13 protein-coding genes and 1 riboswitch are annotated in these 16,266 nt (G+C 41.6%); of the genes, 8 read left to right on the plus strand and 5 right to left on the minus strand.

The annotated features are described in order from the left end of the window. The first annotated feature begins 31 nt into the window (after nt 1–31). The 3 genes from EHS11_RS18470 to EHS11_RS18480 all read left to right on the plus strand — a co-directional run bounded on the left by EHS11_RS18470 (nt 32) and on the right by EHS11_RS18480 (nt 4,356). The gene (locus EHS11_RS18470; RefSeq protein ID WP_135765831.1) at nt 32–697 is read left to right on the plus strand and encodes a fatty acid desaturase CarF family protein; all 666 of its coding nucleotides are present in this window, start codon (nt 32–34) and stop codon (nt 695–697) included. Nucleotides 698–752: 55 nt separating this feature from the next. Then, a riboswitch (cobalamin riboswitch) is annotated at nt 753–929 on the plus strand. A 134-nt stretch (nt 930–1,063) separates the two neighbouring features. After that, on the plus strand, nt 1,064–3,190 hold the full coding sequence (locus EHS11_RS18475) for a TonB-dependent receptor plug domain-containing protein (RefSeq protein WP_425460603.1): 2,127 nt from the start codon (nt 1,064–1,066) through the stop codon (nt 3,188–3,190). Beyond that, nucleotides 3,190–4,356 carry a YncE family protein gene (locus tag EHS11_RS18480; RefSeq protein ID WP_135765832.1) on the plus strand — a complete coding sequence of 389 codons (1,167 nt, stop codon included), beginning with the start codon at nt 3,190–3,192 and terminating at the stop codon, nt 4,354–4,356. The genes EHS11_RS18475 and EHS11_RS18480 overlap by 1 nt, the downstream gene beginning before the upstream one ends. Nucleotides 4,357–4,561: 205 nt before the next feature. Here the strand turns inward: EHS11_RS18480 and EHS11_RS18485 are convergent, their stop codons facing one another. From EHS11_RS18485 to EHS11_RS18495, 3 genes are read right to left on the minus strand one after another with little or no spacing between them, the layout of a single operon-like run. After that, entirely contained in the window at nt 4,562–6,961 is a 2,400-nt protein-coding gene (locus EHS11_RS18485; protein ID WP_135765833.1) for a ribonucleoside-diphosphate reductase subunit alpha, read from the minus strand. 43 nt (nt 6,962–7,004) lie between these two features. Then, nucleotides 7,005–7,976: a ribonucleotide-diphosphate reductase subunit beta gene (locus EHS11_RS18490; RefSeq protein WP_135765834.1), complete on the minus strand. Its 972-nt coding sequence runs from the start codon at nt 7,974–7,976 to the stop codon at nt 7,005–7,007. Beyond that, nucleotides 7,977–8,258 (minus strand): cysteine-rich CWC family protein, encoded by a 282-nt coding sequence (locus EHS11_RS18495; RefSeq protein WP_246048049.1) that lies wholly within the window; start codon nt 8,256–8,258, stop codon nt 7,977–7,979. A gap of 733 nt (nt 8,259–8,991) precedes the next feature. Here EHS11_RS18495 and EHS11_RS18500 point away from each other — a divergent pair. From EHS11_RS18500 to EHS11_RS18520, 5 genes are all read left to right on the plus strand, one after another. After that, the gene (locus tag EHS11_RS18500) at nt 8,992–9,252 is read left to right on the plus strand and encodes a hypothetical protein (protein ID WP_135765835.1); all 261 of its coding nucleotides are present in this window, start codon (nt 8,992–8,994) and stop codon (nt 9,250–9,252) included. Nucleotides 9,253–9,492: 240 nt separating this feature from the next. After that, nucleotides 9,493–11,817, plus strand: coding sequence for an adenylate/guanylate cyclase domain-containing protein (locus tag EHS11_RS18505; RefSeq protein ID WP_135765836.1), 2,325 nt, complete (start codon nt 9,493–9,495; stop codon nt 11,815–11,817). A 7-nt stretch (nt 11,818–11,824) separates the two neighbouring features. Beyond that, nucleotides 11,825–13,708 carry a 1-deoxy-D-xylulose-5-phosphate synthase gene (gene dxs, locus EHS11_RS18510; protein WP_135765837.1) on the plus strand — a complete coding sequence of 628 codons (1,884 nt, stop codon included), beginning with the start codon at nt 11,825–11,827 and terminating at the stop codon, nt 13,706–13,708. Nucleotides 13,709–13,770: 62 nt separating this feature from the next. Further along, a complete protein-coding gene (locus tag EHS11_RS18515) occupies nt 13,771–14,262 on the plus strand; it encodes a tetratricopeptide repeat protein (RefSeq protein ID WP_135765838.1) in 492 nt (163 codons plus the stop codon). A 53-nt stretch (nt 14,263–14,315) separates the two neighbouring features. Beyond that, nucleotides 14,316–15,290, plus strand: coding sequence for a D-2-hydroxyacid dehydrogenase (locus tag EHS11_RS18520; RefSeq protein ID WP_135765839.1), 975 nt, complete (start codon nt 14,316–14,318; stop codon nt 15,288–15,290). A 45-nt stretch (nt 15,291–15,335) separates the two neighbouring features. Here EHS11_RS18520 and EHS11_RS18525 read toward each other — a convergent pair whose 3' ends face one another. Continuing rightward, nucleotides 15,336–15,833 (minus strand): hypothetical protein, encoded by a 498-nt coding sequence (locus EHS11_RS18525; RefSeq protein ID WP_135765840.1) that lies wholly within the window; start codon nt 15,831–15,833, stop codon nt 15,336–15,338. 4 nt (nt 15,834–15,837) lie between these two features. Then, a complete protein-coding gene (locus EHS11_RS18530; protein ID WP_135765841.1) occupies nt 15,838–16,248 on the minus strand; it encodes a hypothetical protein in 411 nt (136 codons plus the stop codon). Nucleotides 16,249–16,266 lie beyond the last annotated feature (18 nt).

Consider the following 16,266-nt stretch of genomic DNA (forward strand, 5'->3'; position numbering starts at 1 on the left):
GTAAAAAAATCAAAACTCTTTTTATGAGATTATGAATCTTCATCGAAAATTGGAAATCTGTTCCGTATTCCTTTTTCTCATCGGTTTGGCTTTTCTCGTGAACAAGGCACTTCCATTGTTTGTTGTTTCCTTGGCGGAAAAGCCTTGGATGTCTTCTGCTTATCTGATTCTTAGTCTGGGCACCGGGTATATTTTTGCTGATTTTCTATCGGGAATGGTTCATTTTTTATGCGATAACTTCGGAGACGAGGAAACCGCATATTTTGGCCCAGCATTTATCCAACCATTTCGAATGCATCATACCGATCCTTCCGATATCACAAAACATGATTTTTTCGAAACAAACGGGAATACTTGTTTGGTGGTTTTGCCTGTTATGGGAATTTATTATTTTGTTTCCGATGGTTTGTCCGTTTGGGTTTCTTTCTCTTTTCTTTTTTCCGTGACTTCCGTAGTTTTCACCAATCAATTTCATAAATGGGCTCATCTGGAAAATCCCCCACGTTGGATTCGGGTGTTACAGATTTCCGGTATGATCCTACCCAAAACCATGCATTCTTTGCATCATACTCCTCCTTTTTCTTCTTACTATTGCATCACTTGCGGTTGGTTAAATCCTTTGTTCGAGTTTGTGAAATTTTTCCCTAAAATGAAAACTTCAATTGAATCCGTTTTGATTGCAAACAGACAGAAGTAGTTCGGGATTCGATTCATACACTCATCCTTCCGGCGAACTAATGATTGCCTCCCAGATAAGTTTCTAAATTCTGGGTATAGAACTTTTGGGAAAGGGAATCCGATGAAAAACCGGAGCTGTACCCGCAGCTGTAATCACCTTTATAAGTGTAAGACATATTGCCACTGTCCATGACGGGAAGGCGTTTTACATTGGTGCTAGCCAGAATACCTACCCACAAACAGTTCTTAGTTGTCAGGTTTTCGGGAGTTAGCACCAGACAGGAAATTCGATTTGCCTTATGAACGAGAAAAGGCGGTTTTTCCTGATGTTTCTCCCTAACGTCGGGAGAGAGTTTTGTTTTTAAAAAAAGAGAAGACGGGTTATATAACATTACAGCGATTATATGGATGTGTTTTATATATTTTCCCGATACTATTCTTATTTTTTGTCTCTTCGGACATTCTTTCGCAAACTACGCCTGAAAAAAAAGAAGATAAGCCGATTGAAGTCGTCGGAAAAACGGAAAGTAAAGATACTCCCGAAAATTTCAGAAAAAACCCTACAGGGTTTCAAACCTCAATCGACCTTGACCAATATAAATCCCGTTACACGAGCCTTCCCGATGTGTTGGAAAGAGAGGCAGGTGTAAGAATCAGAAGGTATGGAGGGCTCGGGTCTTATTCCACACTTTCTCTCAGGGGCACGAACCCGAATCAATCCAGAATTTATATAGACGGAGTTCCTTTCAATAACACCCAAGGAGGGGAGGTTAATTTAGCGGACTTACCTTTCGAAAATCTTCAATCTGTGGAAGTTTACAGAAGCGGCGCGCCCGTAGGTTTCACTGGCTCTGTGATCGGAGGAAGTGTGAATCTGGTAACCCGAGCTCCGGGTGGTCCTCCTAAAACCAGAATCAATCTCGGAGGAGGAAGCTATAACACAGGTAAGTCGTCAATTGCCCATTCAGCGACTTACGGAGGCATTGGAACCAGCCTGTTTTTTCTGGGAGAAAAGTCGGATCAAAACTTTCCCTATTTGAATCCTCATGGAACCATACTTGTCAACCCGTTGGACGATACGATTGATCGGAGAAAAAACGCGCAGTACGAACGTTCTTCCGGTATGGTCGGTCTGGACGGAGAAATTGGAAAAACAAAAATCAAATTTTGGAACGACTTGAATTACAGAATGCACGGAATCCCTGGTGCTGCTTCCAACCAAACGAGACAAGTGCATAGAAAATACTTACGCAATACTTCTTCTCTCACAACCAATACGAAAGGTTTGTTCGGGGGAATTTTGCAATTGGAAACAAGGGTATTCGGATCTTTTTCGGACGACAATTTATATGATCCTAAATCGGAATTTTCCAGCGGAACTCCCAACTCCACTACCAATATGCGCCAGTTTGGCGGTCATATCATACCTACTTTTTATCTATTGGACTATTTTCAAATTCTTAGAATTCACGCAGGGATAGAAAAAGAATCTTTCGAAAGATCCAGAAGCACCGTCACTAATATCGATTTGAAATATGAGCCGGAAAAATTTCGTAATTACACCACCTTACGAATCGAAGACGAAATCAGGTTATTTAAGGACAAGTTGATTCTTACGCCCGGAATCGCTTGGGAAAATTATCTGGATCGATTTCAATCGGACGAACCTTGGTACAGGAGAGAAAATCCCTTTGCTTCGGGAGATAAAAAAACCGCGTTTACAAATCCGAAAGCGGGATTATTGATTAAGATCGTCGATAATGCAAATTGGGGATTTGATATAAAGGGAAATATTGCCAAACAAAATCGTATTCCCAGTTTTTTGGAATTATTCGGTGAAGTGGGAACGATACTTCCCAATGAAAAATTGAAGCCTGAAAAAAGTCATAATATAGACGGAGGCGCTGTACTCCGTTATTCGCAGAAGGACTTGAAATCGCAAACCAGTGTTTCTTATTTTAGAAGACGGATCCAGGATATGATTCTATTTTTACCGAATTCTCAATTCACTTTACGGCCGGAAAATGTTGATTCGGCAAAGATCGACGGTGTGGAAGTCTCTCAAAAAACGGAATACAAACGTTGGAAATTGGTATTTGACTATACATATCAAAAAGCGATCAATACTTCTCAGGCATTGTATCTCAATGGAAGAACCCTTCCTCTTCGTCCTCTTCATGAACTTGCAACCACTGTTGCCTATAAAACAGATAAATGGGAGTTAGGTGTGGAGGGAGTGTATGTCGGTGCGGTATTCAAAGATAGAACCAATGAGTATGTGAATTACCAGCCATCGAGACAAATTTGGAATTTCTACTATACTCAAGTCCTTTATCAGAAAGAAGCCGATGCCATTTCGGATGGAACACAAGATCAGAAAAAGAATTCCGGCATCCAGGAGCTCCTCCTAAGTTTCGATTTCAGAAATCTAGGAGACAAAAGAGTGGAGGATATCGTCGGCTATCCTCTTCCCGGAAGGAATTGGCATGTCACTTTGAGTGGTAGATTCTGATGAAAAAGAATATTCTTTCCGGATTTTATTTTATCTTACTCGGAAATTTTCTATTCTGTTCCGACTTGAAAAGACCTCCTATATGGACTTTATTCTTAGTTTCCAATATACCGACTAATATAGGTATTGTGACGACGGATTTCGGGGGAGGGGGCCGGTTTAAGGTATTGAGCCCCGAGTTGAAATCTTCGTATCCCGGACTCACTCCGATTCATTCGGACGCGGTCGCTCGTTTTCAAAACGGCAAAGTATATGTGGTCAATCGTCTGGGGAAAGATAGCATTCAGGTATTGGACCCGAATTTAAGTTATCAAACGATCAGCGAATGGTCCGTAGGCGAAGCGACGAATCCTCAGGATATCAGTCTATCAGTCGGTCAGTCCAAAGCATTCGTCAGTTTGTACGGATCCCGATTTTTAAGAATCTTTCATTCGGAAACCGGATCGGTCATAGGTAACATTGATCTGGGATCTTATTCGGAACAAAGTCCTAATCCTGACGGGTTGCCTGAGATGGCAGGAATGATCAGTGTGGGCAATAGCCTTTATGTATGTCTGCAAAGATTGGACCGGAATGATCCTAGCGGTTATTATCCACCTTATGGAAGTTCGCTTCTTGTGGAAATCGATATGACGTCAAATCAGGTGGTAGGAACTTTTGAATTTCCCGTGCCCAATCCGTTGGGAAAACCCCAGTTTGTCAAAATATTCGGAGAAGATCATTTGGTCTTTGCGACTGCCAATCGTTTGGGTTTCCTGAGTGCTATGGATGGGGGAGTGACTGCTTTTCGTCTGTCCTCTAAGACTTTTCTATCCAGAGTATTGTATGATGAAAAAACGGCGGGAGGAGACATACTTGCCGTTCAAGTTGCAGATGATAATATTGGTTATGCGAGTGTATTGGATGCTTCCTTCAATAAAACCTTACAGGTTTTTAATCCCTCCACCGGTCAGAAATTAAATACTCTCCTTTCCATTCCGACGTCTACGGATGCCAGCTTATCTTCTCTTTTGATTGCAAGGGATGGGATTCTTTATGTAGGTAACAAGGAATTTGAAAGACCCGGTGTCAGTATGTATGATACGAAGAATAATAGCAATCTGCTGTCTCCGACGCCTATTTCCGTGGACTTACAGCCATTTGATTTTATCGAATTGTCTGAATGAAAAAGAATTAAAAAATTATTTTATGAATAGAATATCACAATATTCTGAACTTAACTTTCTGAGAAGAAGTTGGGTCTAAATCCATCGCTAACACCCGGGCAAATATTTCGGTTTTTTGAAATAACTTGTTTCATATTTCATGATCTGTCAGTTCCTTTTATTGGCAATTCAACCAACAAAAGGAATATTATGATTTACCGATAATCTAACTGCCGCAGACGATACAACCTTCTTCCATTGTACATGTTTCTCCTACAAATTCAGGATTGATATCATCCGTATTGTTTTCTTGTTTGGGAGATTGTTTTGCAACAGGTATGAGTCTTGATAAAAGCTCTTCTCCTTTGTCTGCTTCCACGGTAAATTGAATGGCTTGCGCTGCCGCTTTGGTTCTTAAATAATACATTCCGGTTTTTAAACCTTTTTTCCAGGAATAAAAATGCATGGATGTAAGTTTGGATGGAGTTGCATTTTCGACAAAAAGATTCAATGACTGAGACTGACAGATAAAGGCTCCTCTATCCGCAGCCATATCGATGATACTTCTTTGTTTGATCTCCCAAACTGTTTTATAAAGTTCTTGAATTTCTTTCGGGATTTCAGGAATATTCTGGATTGAGCCGTTGGCGGAGATTATTTTATTCTTCATTTCGTTCGACCAGAGCCCCAGTTCCGCGAGATCTTTTAATAAGTGTTTGTTGACAATGATGAACTCTCCGCTTAACACCCGTCTGGAATAAATGTTGGAGGTATAAGGTTCGAAACATTCGTTGTTGCCTAGTATTTGCGAAGTAGATGCCGTTGGCATAGGCGCAACAAGAAGTGAATTGCGTGCTCCGTGTTTGACCACTTCTTTACGTAAACTTTCCCAATCCCAACGTTCCGACGGTTTTGCATCCCAAAGATCGAATTGGAACTTACCTTCGGATAACGGAGAACCTGAAAAGGTTTCATAAGCGCCTTCTTCCGCAGCCAAATCTTTGCTTGCGGTCATTGCCGCAAAATAAATGGTCTCAAAGATATCACGATTGAGTTCTTTGGCTTTTTCACTTTCAAAAGGCAATCTGAGTAAAATAAATACGTCTGCGAGTCCTTGCACTCCGATCCCGACAGGACGATGGCGTAGATTGGAAGTTTTTGCTTCTTCAATCGGGTAATAATTTCCGTCTATGATTTTGTTCAGGTTTTTTGTTACCTGGTATGTGATCTCGTAAAGTTTGGTATGATCGAATTTACCATTTACGACGTACTTCGGTAAGGCGAGAGAAGCAAGATTGCATACTGCGACTTCCTCGGGACTTGTGTATTCCATAATCTCGGTACATAGATTGCTGGATTTGATTGTGCCCAGATTTTGTTGGTTGCTCTTTCCGTTCGCAGCATCTTTATAAAGAAGATAAGGTGTGCCGGATTCGATTTGTGCTTCCAAAATGGTAAACCAAAGATCTTGCGCCTTCACTTTTGTTCTGGCACGGCCTTCCTTTTCATATCTTTCATATAGTTCTTCAAATTCTTTTCCCCAGGTTTCACTTAAGCCCGGTGCTTCATTCGGACAAAACAAACTCCATTCCGCATCGGCTTCCACCCTTTTCATAAACAAATCGGAAATCCATAATGCGTAAAACAGATCCCGAGCCCGCATCTCTTCCTTACCGTGATTTTTTTTTAAGTCGAGGAAAGGGTAAATATCAGCATGCCATGGTTCCAAATAAACCGCAAAAGCACCTTTTCTCTTTCCTCCTCCCTGATCCACATAGCGGGCTGTATCATTAAACACTCGTAACATGGGAATGATTCCGTTGCTTGTCCCGTTCGTTCCTCCGATATAGGACCCCGTGGCACGTATATTATGAATGGCAAGTCCAATCCCTCCCGCGCTCTGGGAAATTTTTGCGGTTTGTTTCAATGTATCGTAGATCCCGTCGATGCTATCGTCTTTCATAGTCAAGAGAAAACAACTGCTCATCTGCGGTTTGGGAGTTCCTGCATTGAATAGGGTAGGTGTCGCATGAGTGAACCATCTTTCACTCATTAGGTTGTATGTTTTGATTACATTTTCCAAATCGCCTTTATGTATTCCTACGGCGACTCTCATGTACATATGTTGGGGTCGTTCTACGATTTTGCCGTCCAAACGAAGCAGATAGGATTTCTCTAAAGTTTTGAATCCGAAATAATCAAATCCGAAATCCCTATCGTAAATGATCGTGCTATCTAGCAGTTCCGCATTTTTTTCGATCACCTCCCAAACATCATCCGCAAGTAAGGGCATTCGTTTTCCCGTTTTAGGATCTATGTATTGGAAGAGTGCTTTCATGGTTTGGTAAAAGGATTTTTCCGTATTTTTATGAAGATTGCTGACCGCAATTCTACTGGCAAGCAGTGCGTAGTCAGGATGTTTGGTGGTGAAAGAAGCTGCCGTTTCCGCAGCCAGATTGTCCAGCTCCGTCGTCGTGACTCCGTCATAGATCCCTTCTATTACCCGTTTGGCCACATTGACCGGACTCACAAGAGGACTAAGTCCGTAGGATAATTTTTCTATACGTGCAGTTACTTTATCGAATTTAACACTTTCTTTTTTATTATTTCTTTTGATTACAAACATCTATTTCCTCTGATTTATATATTGCCAAAATGAATTCGAACGATCAAAAATCTTCATCCAAAGAAAATGCATTGGATTCCTTTGCAGTTAAAACACCCGCTTTTTGGTAATCTCCTACTCGCTTTTCAAAGAAATTTGTTTTTCCTTCCAACGAGATCAGTTCCATAAAGTCAAAGGGGTTTGTCGAATAGAACAGTTTATCGTATCCTAGTTCGAGTAACCAACGATCGGCGACAAATTCTATGTATTGTTGCATCAGTTTTGCATTCATACCGATGAGATCTACTGGAAGCGATTCGGTGATGAACTCCTTTTCGATGGCAACCGCATCTCCGAAGATTTCATATACTCTTTCCGAGTTCGGTTTATTTTGAATCATTTGGTAAAGAAGGCAGGCAAATTGACAATGAAGTCCTTCGTCCCGACTAATAAGTTCATTGCTGAAGCTAAGACCGGGAAGCAAGCCCCGTTTTTTCATCCAAAAGATGGAACAGAAACTACCGCTGAAAAAAATTCCTTCCACTGCAGCAAAAGCAAGCAGTCGTTCTGCGAAGTTGTCCGACTGAATCCAACGAAATGCCCAGTCCGCTTTTTTACGAACCGCCGGTATTGTCTCCAAAGCATGGAGCAGTCTTGTCTTTTCTTTTCCGTCCTGGATATAAGTATCGATTAACAAGGAATAAGTTTCCGAATGGATGTTCTCCATCATGATCTGAAATCCGTAAAAACAACGCGCTTCCGGAATTTGCACTTCATTCATAAAATTAACCGCCAGGTTTTCATTTACGATTCCGTCACTTGCAGCAAAAAAAGCTAAAACATGGGATAAAAAATGACGTTCTTTGGAGTCCAGGTTTTTCCAGCCTTCCAAGTCACCGCTCAAATCGATTTCTTCCGCAGTCCAAAAACAAGCCTTTTGTTTTTTATACATTTCCCAAATACGGGGAAACTTGATCGGAAAAATGACAAATCTGTCTTTGTTTTCCCTAAGTAATATTTCTTCATCCTTCAACATTTAGAAACTCCAAGTAATGCTTTTATATATTTTAATAGTATTATATTCTGATATAGTGAGATTTATGCATTCACGACAAAGACAGTCGTCGAATTGCGATGAAATGAAATCTTTCTCTTCCGTAGAAAGAGAAAATCCGGAGCATTGGCAAAGGGCGATCGAGCCTACTTTACATTCGAATTTTATCAGGCATCTGGGGCAAAACTTGATTTCGTGTTTTGGCGAGCCCTCTTTGTGTCGGGTCGCGGATTGATATAATTTGCGATGAGTCAGGTCTTCCAAGGCGATCTCCGGTTATAGTGTCCGGGGCCCTGAAAAGAAAATTTTCGGTACGAAAGCTCGGTAAACGGGCGATGCTTTCATGGGAAGATCCGACTTATCCTGACTGATACGATCAGTCTGAAATCACGGTTGCGCCGTCAGCAGGGGATTCACACCCCAATTCCTCCCGGAATGAATCCAAGTAAACCTAAGGAGACATATTATGTCAATGTACTTTATCCGGGGTTATTTTCAAAATTTTGATTTTTGGTATCGGAATCTTCAACCGGGCGTAAATGCGGATGTAGGTAATTTCGCTTGTCCTTCGTGGAAAATTTTTTCAACATCATTACATCAAACGGGCGATATTCGGTGAAATCGTTTTCTTATTGCGGGCAGTCGGCCTTCATATTCTAGTTGTTAGTTTACTTTGAAAATGAAAATCATTATGAATCAAATAAAAATTCTTCCTCTGTATTTTTTCCCTTCTAATTGCAACATTCATTTTATATGTCAGCCGAAACTCCAATCGATACAAACTCTTTCTGCAGATAAAGCTTTGAAAGTTGCACTCATCGGATTTTATCCTTATCGGTATTCCACATATTCCTTCGGCAATAGAACAACAACGACAGCCGTGTTAGAATATAATAATCGGGTCAAGTCATCCTCAAAAATCTGAAAACCCGTTGAATCCTTCCCGGCAAATGGAATCGATACATCTGTTCCTTCGGAAAGGGTAAAGGAATTCGTGATGAACGACTTAAACGAGGTAAAAAGAACAGGCTTCGATGAAATTACAAAAGTTGCTGACTCTGGCACTTTTCCTTTCTGGCAGGTACAAGAGGCGGATCCCAAGTTTTATATTTATGATCATCAATTAAATCTGATCAACACCCGAGCGTTTATGAATAAATACGAAGGATTTCCGACTGGTGGGACGAAAAAGAACAAGGAGCTTTTTATAGAAGTCCTGAAAGCGGATTTATGCCCCATTTATACGAACCGGATGTAATCGATTTTTCAACGGAATTCCCGGCCTTGATTCAAAAGCCGTGACGGGGAAATGAAAGAATGCTCTTTCTTGCCTTTGGAAGGCTTTACCCGGACACGGAATCGGGTTTAGAAGGGTATTTCATATTTGCAACTTAGGAAAAAGCAAATTTTTTCCGAGAATAGCATCAAAAACATTTGAGTCTTATCAATTTTTATTGGAGGATGGCAAGGAAATTCTCCCTTTAGGAAAAGAGGCTCTATGTCCAACAAAGAATCTAAATCACTCTCGATATTAGATTATATCATCTTATTTTTTGCTGTGATCGGTTCCGGTGGAGTGATAACGTCTGTTATCCTTGCTGGTTGGGAATACGAATACAGTTTCCTCTTGGGGGGAATGGCGATACTTCTTGCCAGTTCCTATTTCGTTTATAAAACCATCGACAAGGTTTCTTCCGACAAACAAAAGTCAGGTGCATTATGGTTGTCTTATGTGATTGCCATGTTTATGTACACATTAGTCAATACGTTCCAACCTTTGAAGGATTTGGAGGAAGATTCCATCTCTACCCGTTTTCAATTTTTACGCGGCTCAACTACCAAGTCGGAAAAAGAAGGCGACACGGGAAGGATCGAGTATATCGCCTACCAGCCACCTGCCAAGGCGCGTAAGGACATCAATATCATCGGTATTACAACCGAATCTTTGGAGAGATTGCAAGGTACTTGGCCTCTCCCTTGGAAATACTATTCAAATATCATTGAAACTTTCAAAGACACGAACAACATTCTGATGTTCGATATTTTCTTCGTCGACTATAAGCCCGGTCAGACGGAAGAGATGGTGGAAGCTCTTAAAAAAAACAGGAACGTACTCTTTGACTACCCTATGGAAACTAGTTCCGAGTCCAAGGAAGCCGTTCTCAATTTGGAAAAGAGAATCGATGTACTCAGAAGGTTTAAATTCGAAAATGTAACAGACGAAGAGGATTTTATCTCTTGGGTAAAATTTCCTCAACCTCCGATCGAGCCGATTGGAGAGTTATCGTCTGGTCTTGGTTTTGCGAACGTAAAAAAGGATGAGTCCGGGCTCAACCGCAAAATGCCTCTCGTGGCAAAAGTCCGTAACTCGGGAAAAGATAGGGAAACGGAATATTTTCCTTCCATTGATTTACTCATTGTGTGCCAATATCTGGGGATCGATGTGAGACGGGATGTGGAAGTCAATATGGGTAAGTACGTAAAACTTTCCAATATTCCCAAAAAAATCGTAAAAGAATTCAATCGTAAAACTCTCAAGATGGAAGAGCATGATATCATGGCTTCTCCGAATGAAAAGAGAGAGATCGTGATTCCTATTGATTACGAAGGCCAAATGGAAATCAATTTTGTCGGAGGCCGTTACTCTTTCAAACAAAACGAAATTTTCGAAGTCACGAACGATTGGGATTCCGATTTGCTTGCCTCCAACCAGATCGACAATCAGATCTTTTTGGTCGCTATGTATTATGCAACCGGTCGTGGAGCTTCGAAAGATACGCATCTTTCTCCTTTCGGAGATATGTCGGGGATCGAACACCACGCTCATACCATCAATACCATCCTCAATCAGGATTTTATGGCGTCTGTTCCCAACTGGGCGATCTTTCTTATCTACATCGGCTTGGGCTTGATGATCGGATTTTTGCAACCTCGAGTCAAAACCCATTGGGGATTTGCCATTATGATCACACAGTTGCTTTTGTACGGTTTGATTGCTTTATACATTTTTCAAGAATTCAACCTAATTACTGTTTTACCATCGGTAACGATCGAACAAATCGTAGTATTTATCGCGATCATCGGATTTAGGATTTTAACGGAAGAAGAAAACGTAAAATACATCCGCCAGACTTTCTCTAAATTCGTATCCAAAGACGTTGTGGACGAATTGTTGAAACACCCCGACAATCTCGCATTAGGTGGTTCAAAGAGGGAGATTACCATCTTTTTCTCCGACGTGCGCGGATTCACAACGATCTCGGAAGCACTTGGTCCGGAAGACTTGGTGAAGCTACTCAACGAATATCTGTCTGCGATGACGGACTTGATTATCGAATATAAGGGCACGATTGATAAGTATATGGGAGACGCGATTATGGCTTTTTGGGGAGCGCCCGTTCCTTTGGAAGACCATGCGTATTATGCTTGTGTGGCAGCTCTCGCTCAATTAGAACATTTGAAAGTTCTCCAAAAAATTTGGGCGGAACGAAATGTACCTGTGATCGATATCGGAATCGGATTGAATTCAGGCCCAGCCGTAGTAGGAAACATGGGATCTTCCCACAGGATGGAATACACTTGTATGGGAGACACGATCAATTTAGGTTCGCGTTTGGAAGGTTCCAATAAGATGTACGGAACCAATGTGATCATCTCCGAATACACATATGAAAAGGTAAAAGACAGGGTAGTTGCTCGGGAACTGGATTTGGTGCGGGTAAAGGGAAAAACCCAACCTGTTCGGATTTACGAATTGCTTGGAATCACAAGCCCAGAAGATATGGAAAAAATGAAGCGACCACTCCAAAGGGCAGCCTCATGAAAAAAGAATGTCTTTATACCCTTATCTCGATCAGATCCAAACACCAGAAGATCTAAGAAAACTCAATATTTCCGACCTCCCCGCAGTCTGTAAAGACTTGCGGGAATTTATCATCGACACCCTTGCGGGAGTCGGTGGCCATTTTGCAAGCAACCTGGGAGTGGTAGAGCTTACAGTCGCTCTCCATTATGCGTTTCAAACCCCTAGAGACAGGTTGATCTGGGACGTGGGGCACCAAACCTATCCTCATAAAATCCTAACAGGCAGAAAAGACGAGCTTCATACCGTCCGAAAATGGGGAGGGCTTTCCGGATTCCCAAAACGGGAGGAATCCGTTTACGATTTGTACAATACCGGCCACGCGGGAACGTCCGTATCGCAGGCATTAGGTGAGGCGTGCGCCCGTGATTTGGTGGGAGAAACTTATAAGGTAGTATCGGTCATCGGGGACGCATCCATAGCGACCGGAATGGCGCTGGAAGCGATGAACCACGGTGGTCATGTGAAACCGGATATGCTTGTTATCCTGAACGACAATTATATGTCGATCTCCAAAAACGTAGGATCGATTTCCAATTATCTGAACAATATCATCACTTCTCAGATTTATAATAAATGGAAAACCGTGTTTTATCAGTTCTTGAAATGGTTGCCTCTTATCGGGCCTGCTCTGGAAGCAGCGGCACATAACATGGAATCATCGATCAAACATTTTATGCTTCGACCGGGCGGGCTCTTTGAAGATCTGGGATTCAATTATTACGGCCCGATTGACGGGCATGATGTGGAAAGAACGGTTCAGATGCTGGGAAATGTGGCTAAAATCAAGGGTCCTGTTTTACTTCATGTATTAACTCAAAAAGGGAAGGGTTACAAACCCGCAGAAGTTGACCCGATCAAATACCACGGAGTCACACCGTTCAATAAGGAAGACGGAAAGATGGCATCGGCAGATTCCAACAAGATAGGTCTTTCTAAAATCGTAGGAAGAACTCTTATGGATCTGACTGAAAAAAATCCGAATATAGCAGTCATTACCCCTGCTATGATCGAAGGAAGCGGGCTCAGGGAATACCAAGAGGCTTATCCCAAACATACTTTCGATGTAGGGATCGCCGAACAACACTCAGTTGCCTTTGCCGGTGCAATGACAAACGGAGGAGTGATTCCTTATATGTGCATTTATTCCACTTTTTTAACCCGTGGGATGGATCAACTTGTGGAAGATGTGTCTCTTATGAATCTTCCCGTACGTTTTGTAATCGATCGCGCGGGGATTGTGGGGGCGGACGGAGAAACCCACCAAGGTCTTTCCGATTTGGGTTACCTTGCCGGTCTTCCCAATATGAGCATTATGGCACCGAGTTCCGCTCAAGATATCATAGATTCCCTTCATTTTATGAAAGATCATTCTGACGGTCCCATTGCGATCCGTTTTCCTAAGGAAAGCGGAGACCTAAGGGAATTGAAATTTGAAACTCCGAACCCGATCCAAAAAGGGAAAACCAGAGTTTTATCAAAAGGAAACGATGTGCTTTTGATTTCCGTAGGTTCGATGCTTGCCATTTCCAAACAAGTGAAGGAGAAATTGGAAGAAGCGGGAAAAAAAGTCGGTTTGATTGATCTTTTCTGGCTACGTCCTTTCGACAAGGGAACCATTGAGCAGATATTAGGTGAAGTTTCGCGGTTTGCCTTTATAGACGAAAGTTACGTTCATTCGGGCGCGTCGGGTTATTTATTGAATGAAATCGATCCGAAATACCTTTCCAAGTTTTTGAAAACCTTCGCATTGCCTCTGGAGCCGATCCACCACGGGGAAAGATCGCAAGTATTGGCGCATTACCAGCTTGATCCGGAAGGGATAACAAAGGAAATAATTCGTCTTATTTAAAATAAGTTTTCAAGGAGATGGCTCGCGTCTTCCGAAAATGAAAGAAAACAACGAGGATATCTTTGTCTTCCAACTCATTACAAGCCCAACTTGACCTTGCAAAACAATTCTTTCGGATCGGTGATTTAGACCGTGCCGAATACCATACTCGTGCCTTTCTGGAAATGAACGAGAATGAAGAAGCATATTTTTACCTTGGGCTAATCCAGAATTCCCAAAACAAATGGGACGAAGCACTTATTTCTTATTATAAAGCAGTATCAATCAATCACGATTATGGAAATCCGTGCAATGAAATCGGGGTTTTGTTACTCCGTATGGGAAAAGACAAAGAAGCGATCTATTGGCTGAAAAAATCGGTTCGATGCACGCAAAACGACGCTCCTCATATTTCTTTTTTCAATCTGGCAACTCTTTACAAACTTTGGAATAGACCCGAACGCTCTTTGCAATATTTGCACAAAGCAATGGAAATCAAAAAGGATTTTCCCGAGGCTTGGAAAATGTGGGACGAGCTCAAAAAAGATAAAAACGAATCCACTAACGCTAATTAATTCCTAAAGGAAATGCTTTGGATGTTTAACCTCCAAAGCATTTGTTGTCTAAAATGTCAGAACTTTCCGTCTTTTCAGATACCAATCTTCCCCCTTCGGCACAAAACCTGCTGGAAAGCTCCATTCTCCCTCATAAAATCATCATTTCTTCCAAACCTTCTCTTTCTCTTTTGACAAGTGTAGATTCCGATCCTAATTTTCTTTTGGCAGATATTGCATTCGGGCAACCTAACATAAATGATATTTTGAATTCAAAAAAACTGAAATGGATTCAAATCAGTTCCGCCGGATTTGCACGCTATGATACCGAGGATTTTCGGGGTGAGATGAAGGCAAGAGGTATCATCGTTACCAATAGCTCATCGGTATTTACCGAATCTTGCGTAGAACATGTATTTGCTTTTATGCTGGCAAACCAAAGAAACCTGCCGAATGCTTTGGAAGCCAGGATAAAGAATACCGATCCGGAGTGGTCTCGTTTTCGCCATGAGTCCAAACTATTGATCGGACAAAATGTTTTGATCTTGGGATACGGTTCCATCGCGATCCGCCTTGTGGAAGTTTTGAAACCTTTCCGAATGAAAATCACGGGAATGCGAAGAAAACCGAGAGGGGACGAATCCATTCCCATCATAAGTTCGGAAAATTTGCCGAAGGCACTCCGAGAGGCGGACCATATCATCAATGTCCTTCCTGAAAATTCAGACTCGAAACATTTTTTCAACTCCAAACGTTTCGAAGATTGCAAACAAGGTGCTGTGTTTTATAATATCGGTCGAGGTGCCACAGTGGACCAATCCGCCTTATATGAATCCTTAAGATCCGGTCATTTAGCGGCCGCTTGGTTGGATGTGACCGAACCCGAACCTCTCTATGAAAATCATCCGCTTCGAAATTTAAAAAATTGTTTTATCACTCCGCATGTGGCGGGGGGCTATCAGGAAGAATTTACCGACTTGGTTCGCCACTTTTTGGATAACTTCCGTCGTTACCAAAAGGGGGAATATCTGCTTGATCGGATTATTTAAAGAAAACACTCAAACCAATCCACGGATTATATTCAAGCCCGAGCTCTAAATATAATCTTTCGGCAAGGGAACTTCGATCGTTTCGGAATAGATGGGAATTTCCATATGTAAATTTCCTACTTTCAAAAACGATTTTTCCCCTTCTTCGACAAAGAATTCCGCAAAATCGGTAGCGGCGTTCCAATTGAATCTGTATTTAATTTTATCCTGTATCGGGTTGATCCCTATAAGGTTGCCATTGTCTGTTTGGTAGATTGCTATCGTGGAGAACGGAAAGATTTTCCCGTCATTCGCATAAAACTTCAGCTCGGAGTTATCTGAAATAACTTTTGTTATGTGGCACGGATATCCGTTTAAAGTCAAATAACCGTTTTCCCGCAACTCTCCGAAAACATTTTCAATATAGACTCCCTTTTCATTTTGGTGGAGATTTGCGCGGAAATATTTGAGGATGTCTTCTTGGGTGATTTCGGTTTCCCGAAATATCCATCTGTCATGCGCGTCGATGATAATTTCCGAATCAAATTTGCGTGGATCGGACATGTTCTTAGTTTCCTTGTTTATAGCGAAAAGCATATCCCCGAAAAATGGGAATCTGATCTTTGTATTCGTAGGCATGTGTGGTATGCCCTCTAACGTCCATGGTTTGAAATGAAAGAGCTTCCACGGAATGTTTTTTTTTGGAAACGATCCAAAGACCGTCCATTTTTCTTTCCCACATCGCTTTTTTCAGGTATAATTTTACATCATCCCAAGAGGCTTCGTTTTGGTTCCTAAGAACCACCTCTCCTAATATTTGAAAGGATTTTTCAGGTCTTTCCTGAAGGATTTCAACATCTTCCCAAGATGTTTTCTTATATCTGGAATAGTGCAAGGTGTATTCTGGCTCCGGAATGAATTCCAGTGTCGTAGAACAGCTGAAAAGAGAAAGGATGAGGACAAAATGTTTAAATTTCATAAGCATTCTTATTCCTTA

This window comes from Leptospira ilyithenensis, from assembly GCF_004771005.1.
In the GTDB taxonomy this organism is placed as follows: domain Bacteria; phylum Spirochaetota; class Leptospiria; order Leptospirales; family Leptospiraceae; genus Leptospira_A; species Leptospira_A ilyithenensis.

What these genes read in the sequence shown, in the direction of transcription:
- EHS11_RS18470 (WP_135765831.1), top strand. Translation starts at nt 32, where the DNA reads ATGAATCTTCATCGAAAATTGGAAATCTGTTCCGTATTCCTTTTTCTC.
- EHS11_RS18480 (WP_135765832.1), top strand. Translation starts at nt 3,190, where the DNA reads ATGAAAAAGAATATTCTTTCCGGATTTTATTTTATCTTACTCGGAAAT.
- EHS11_RS18485 (WP_135765833.1), bottom strand. Translation starts at nt 6,961, where the DNA reads ATGTTTGTAATCAAAAGAAATAATAAAAAAGAAAGTGTTAAATTCGAT.
- EHS11_RS18490 (WP_135765834.1), bottom strand. Translation starts at nt 7,976, where the DNA reads ATGTTGAAGGATGAAGAAATATTACTTAGGGAAAACAAAGACAGATTT.
- EHS11_RS18500 (WP_135765835.1), top strand. Translation starts at nt 8,992, where the DNA reads ATGAACGACTTAAACGAGGTAAAAAGAACAGGCTTCGATGAAATTACA.
- EHS11_RS18505 (WP_135765836.1), top strand. Translation starts at nt 9,493, where the DNA reads ATGTCCAACAAAGAATCTAAATCACTCTCGATATTAGATTATATCATC.
- dxs (WP_135765837.1), top strand. Translation starts at nt 11,825, where the DNA reads ATGTCTTTATACCCTTATCTCGATCAGATCCAAACACCAGAAGATCTA.
- EHS11_RS18520 (WP_135765839.1), top strand. Translation starts at nt 14,316, where the DNA reads ATGTCAGAACTTTCCGTCTTTTCAGATACCAATCTTCCCCCTTCGGCA.
- EHS11_RS18525 (WP_135765840.1), bottom strand. Translation starts at nt 15,833, where the DNA reads ATGTCCGATCCACGCAAATTTGATTCGGAAATTATCATCGACGCGCAT.
- EHS11_RS18530 (WP_135765841.1), bottom strand. Translation starts at nt 16,248, where the DNA reads ATGAAATTTAAACATTTTGTCCTCATCCTTTCTCTTTTCAGCTGTTCT.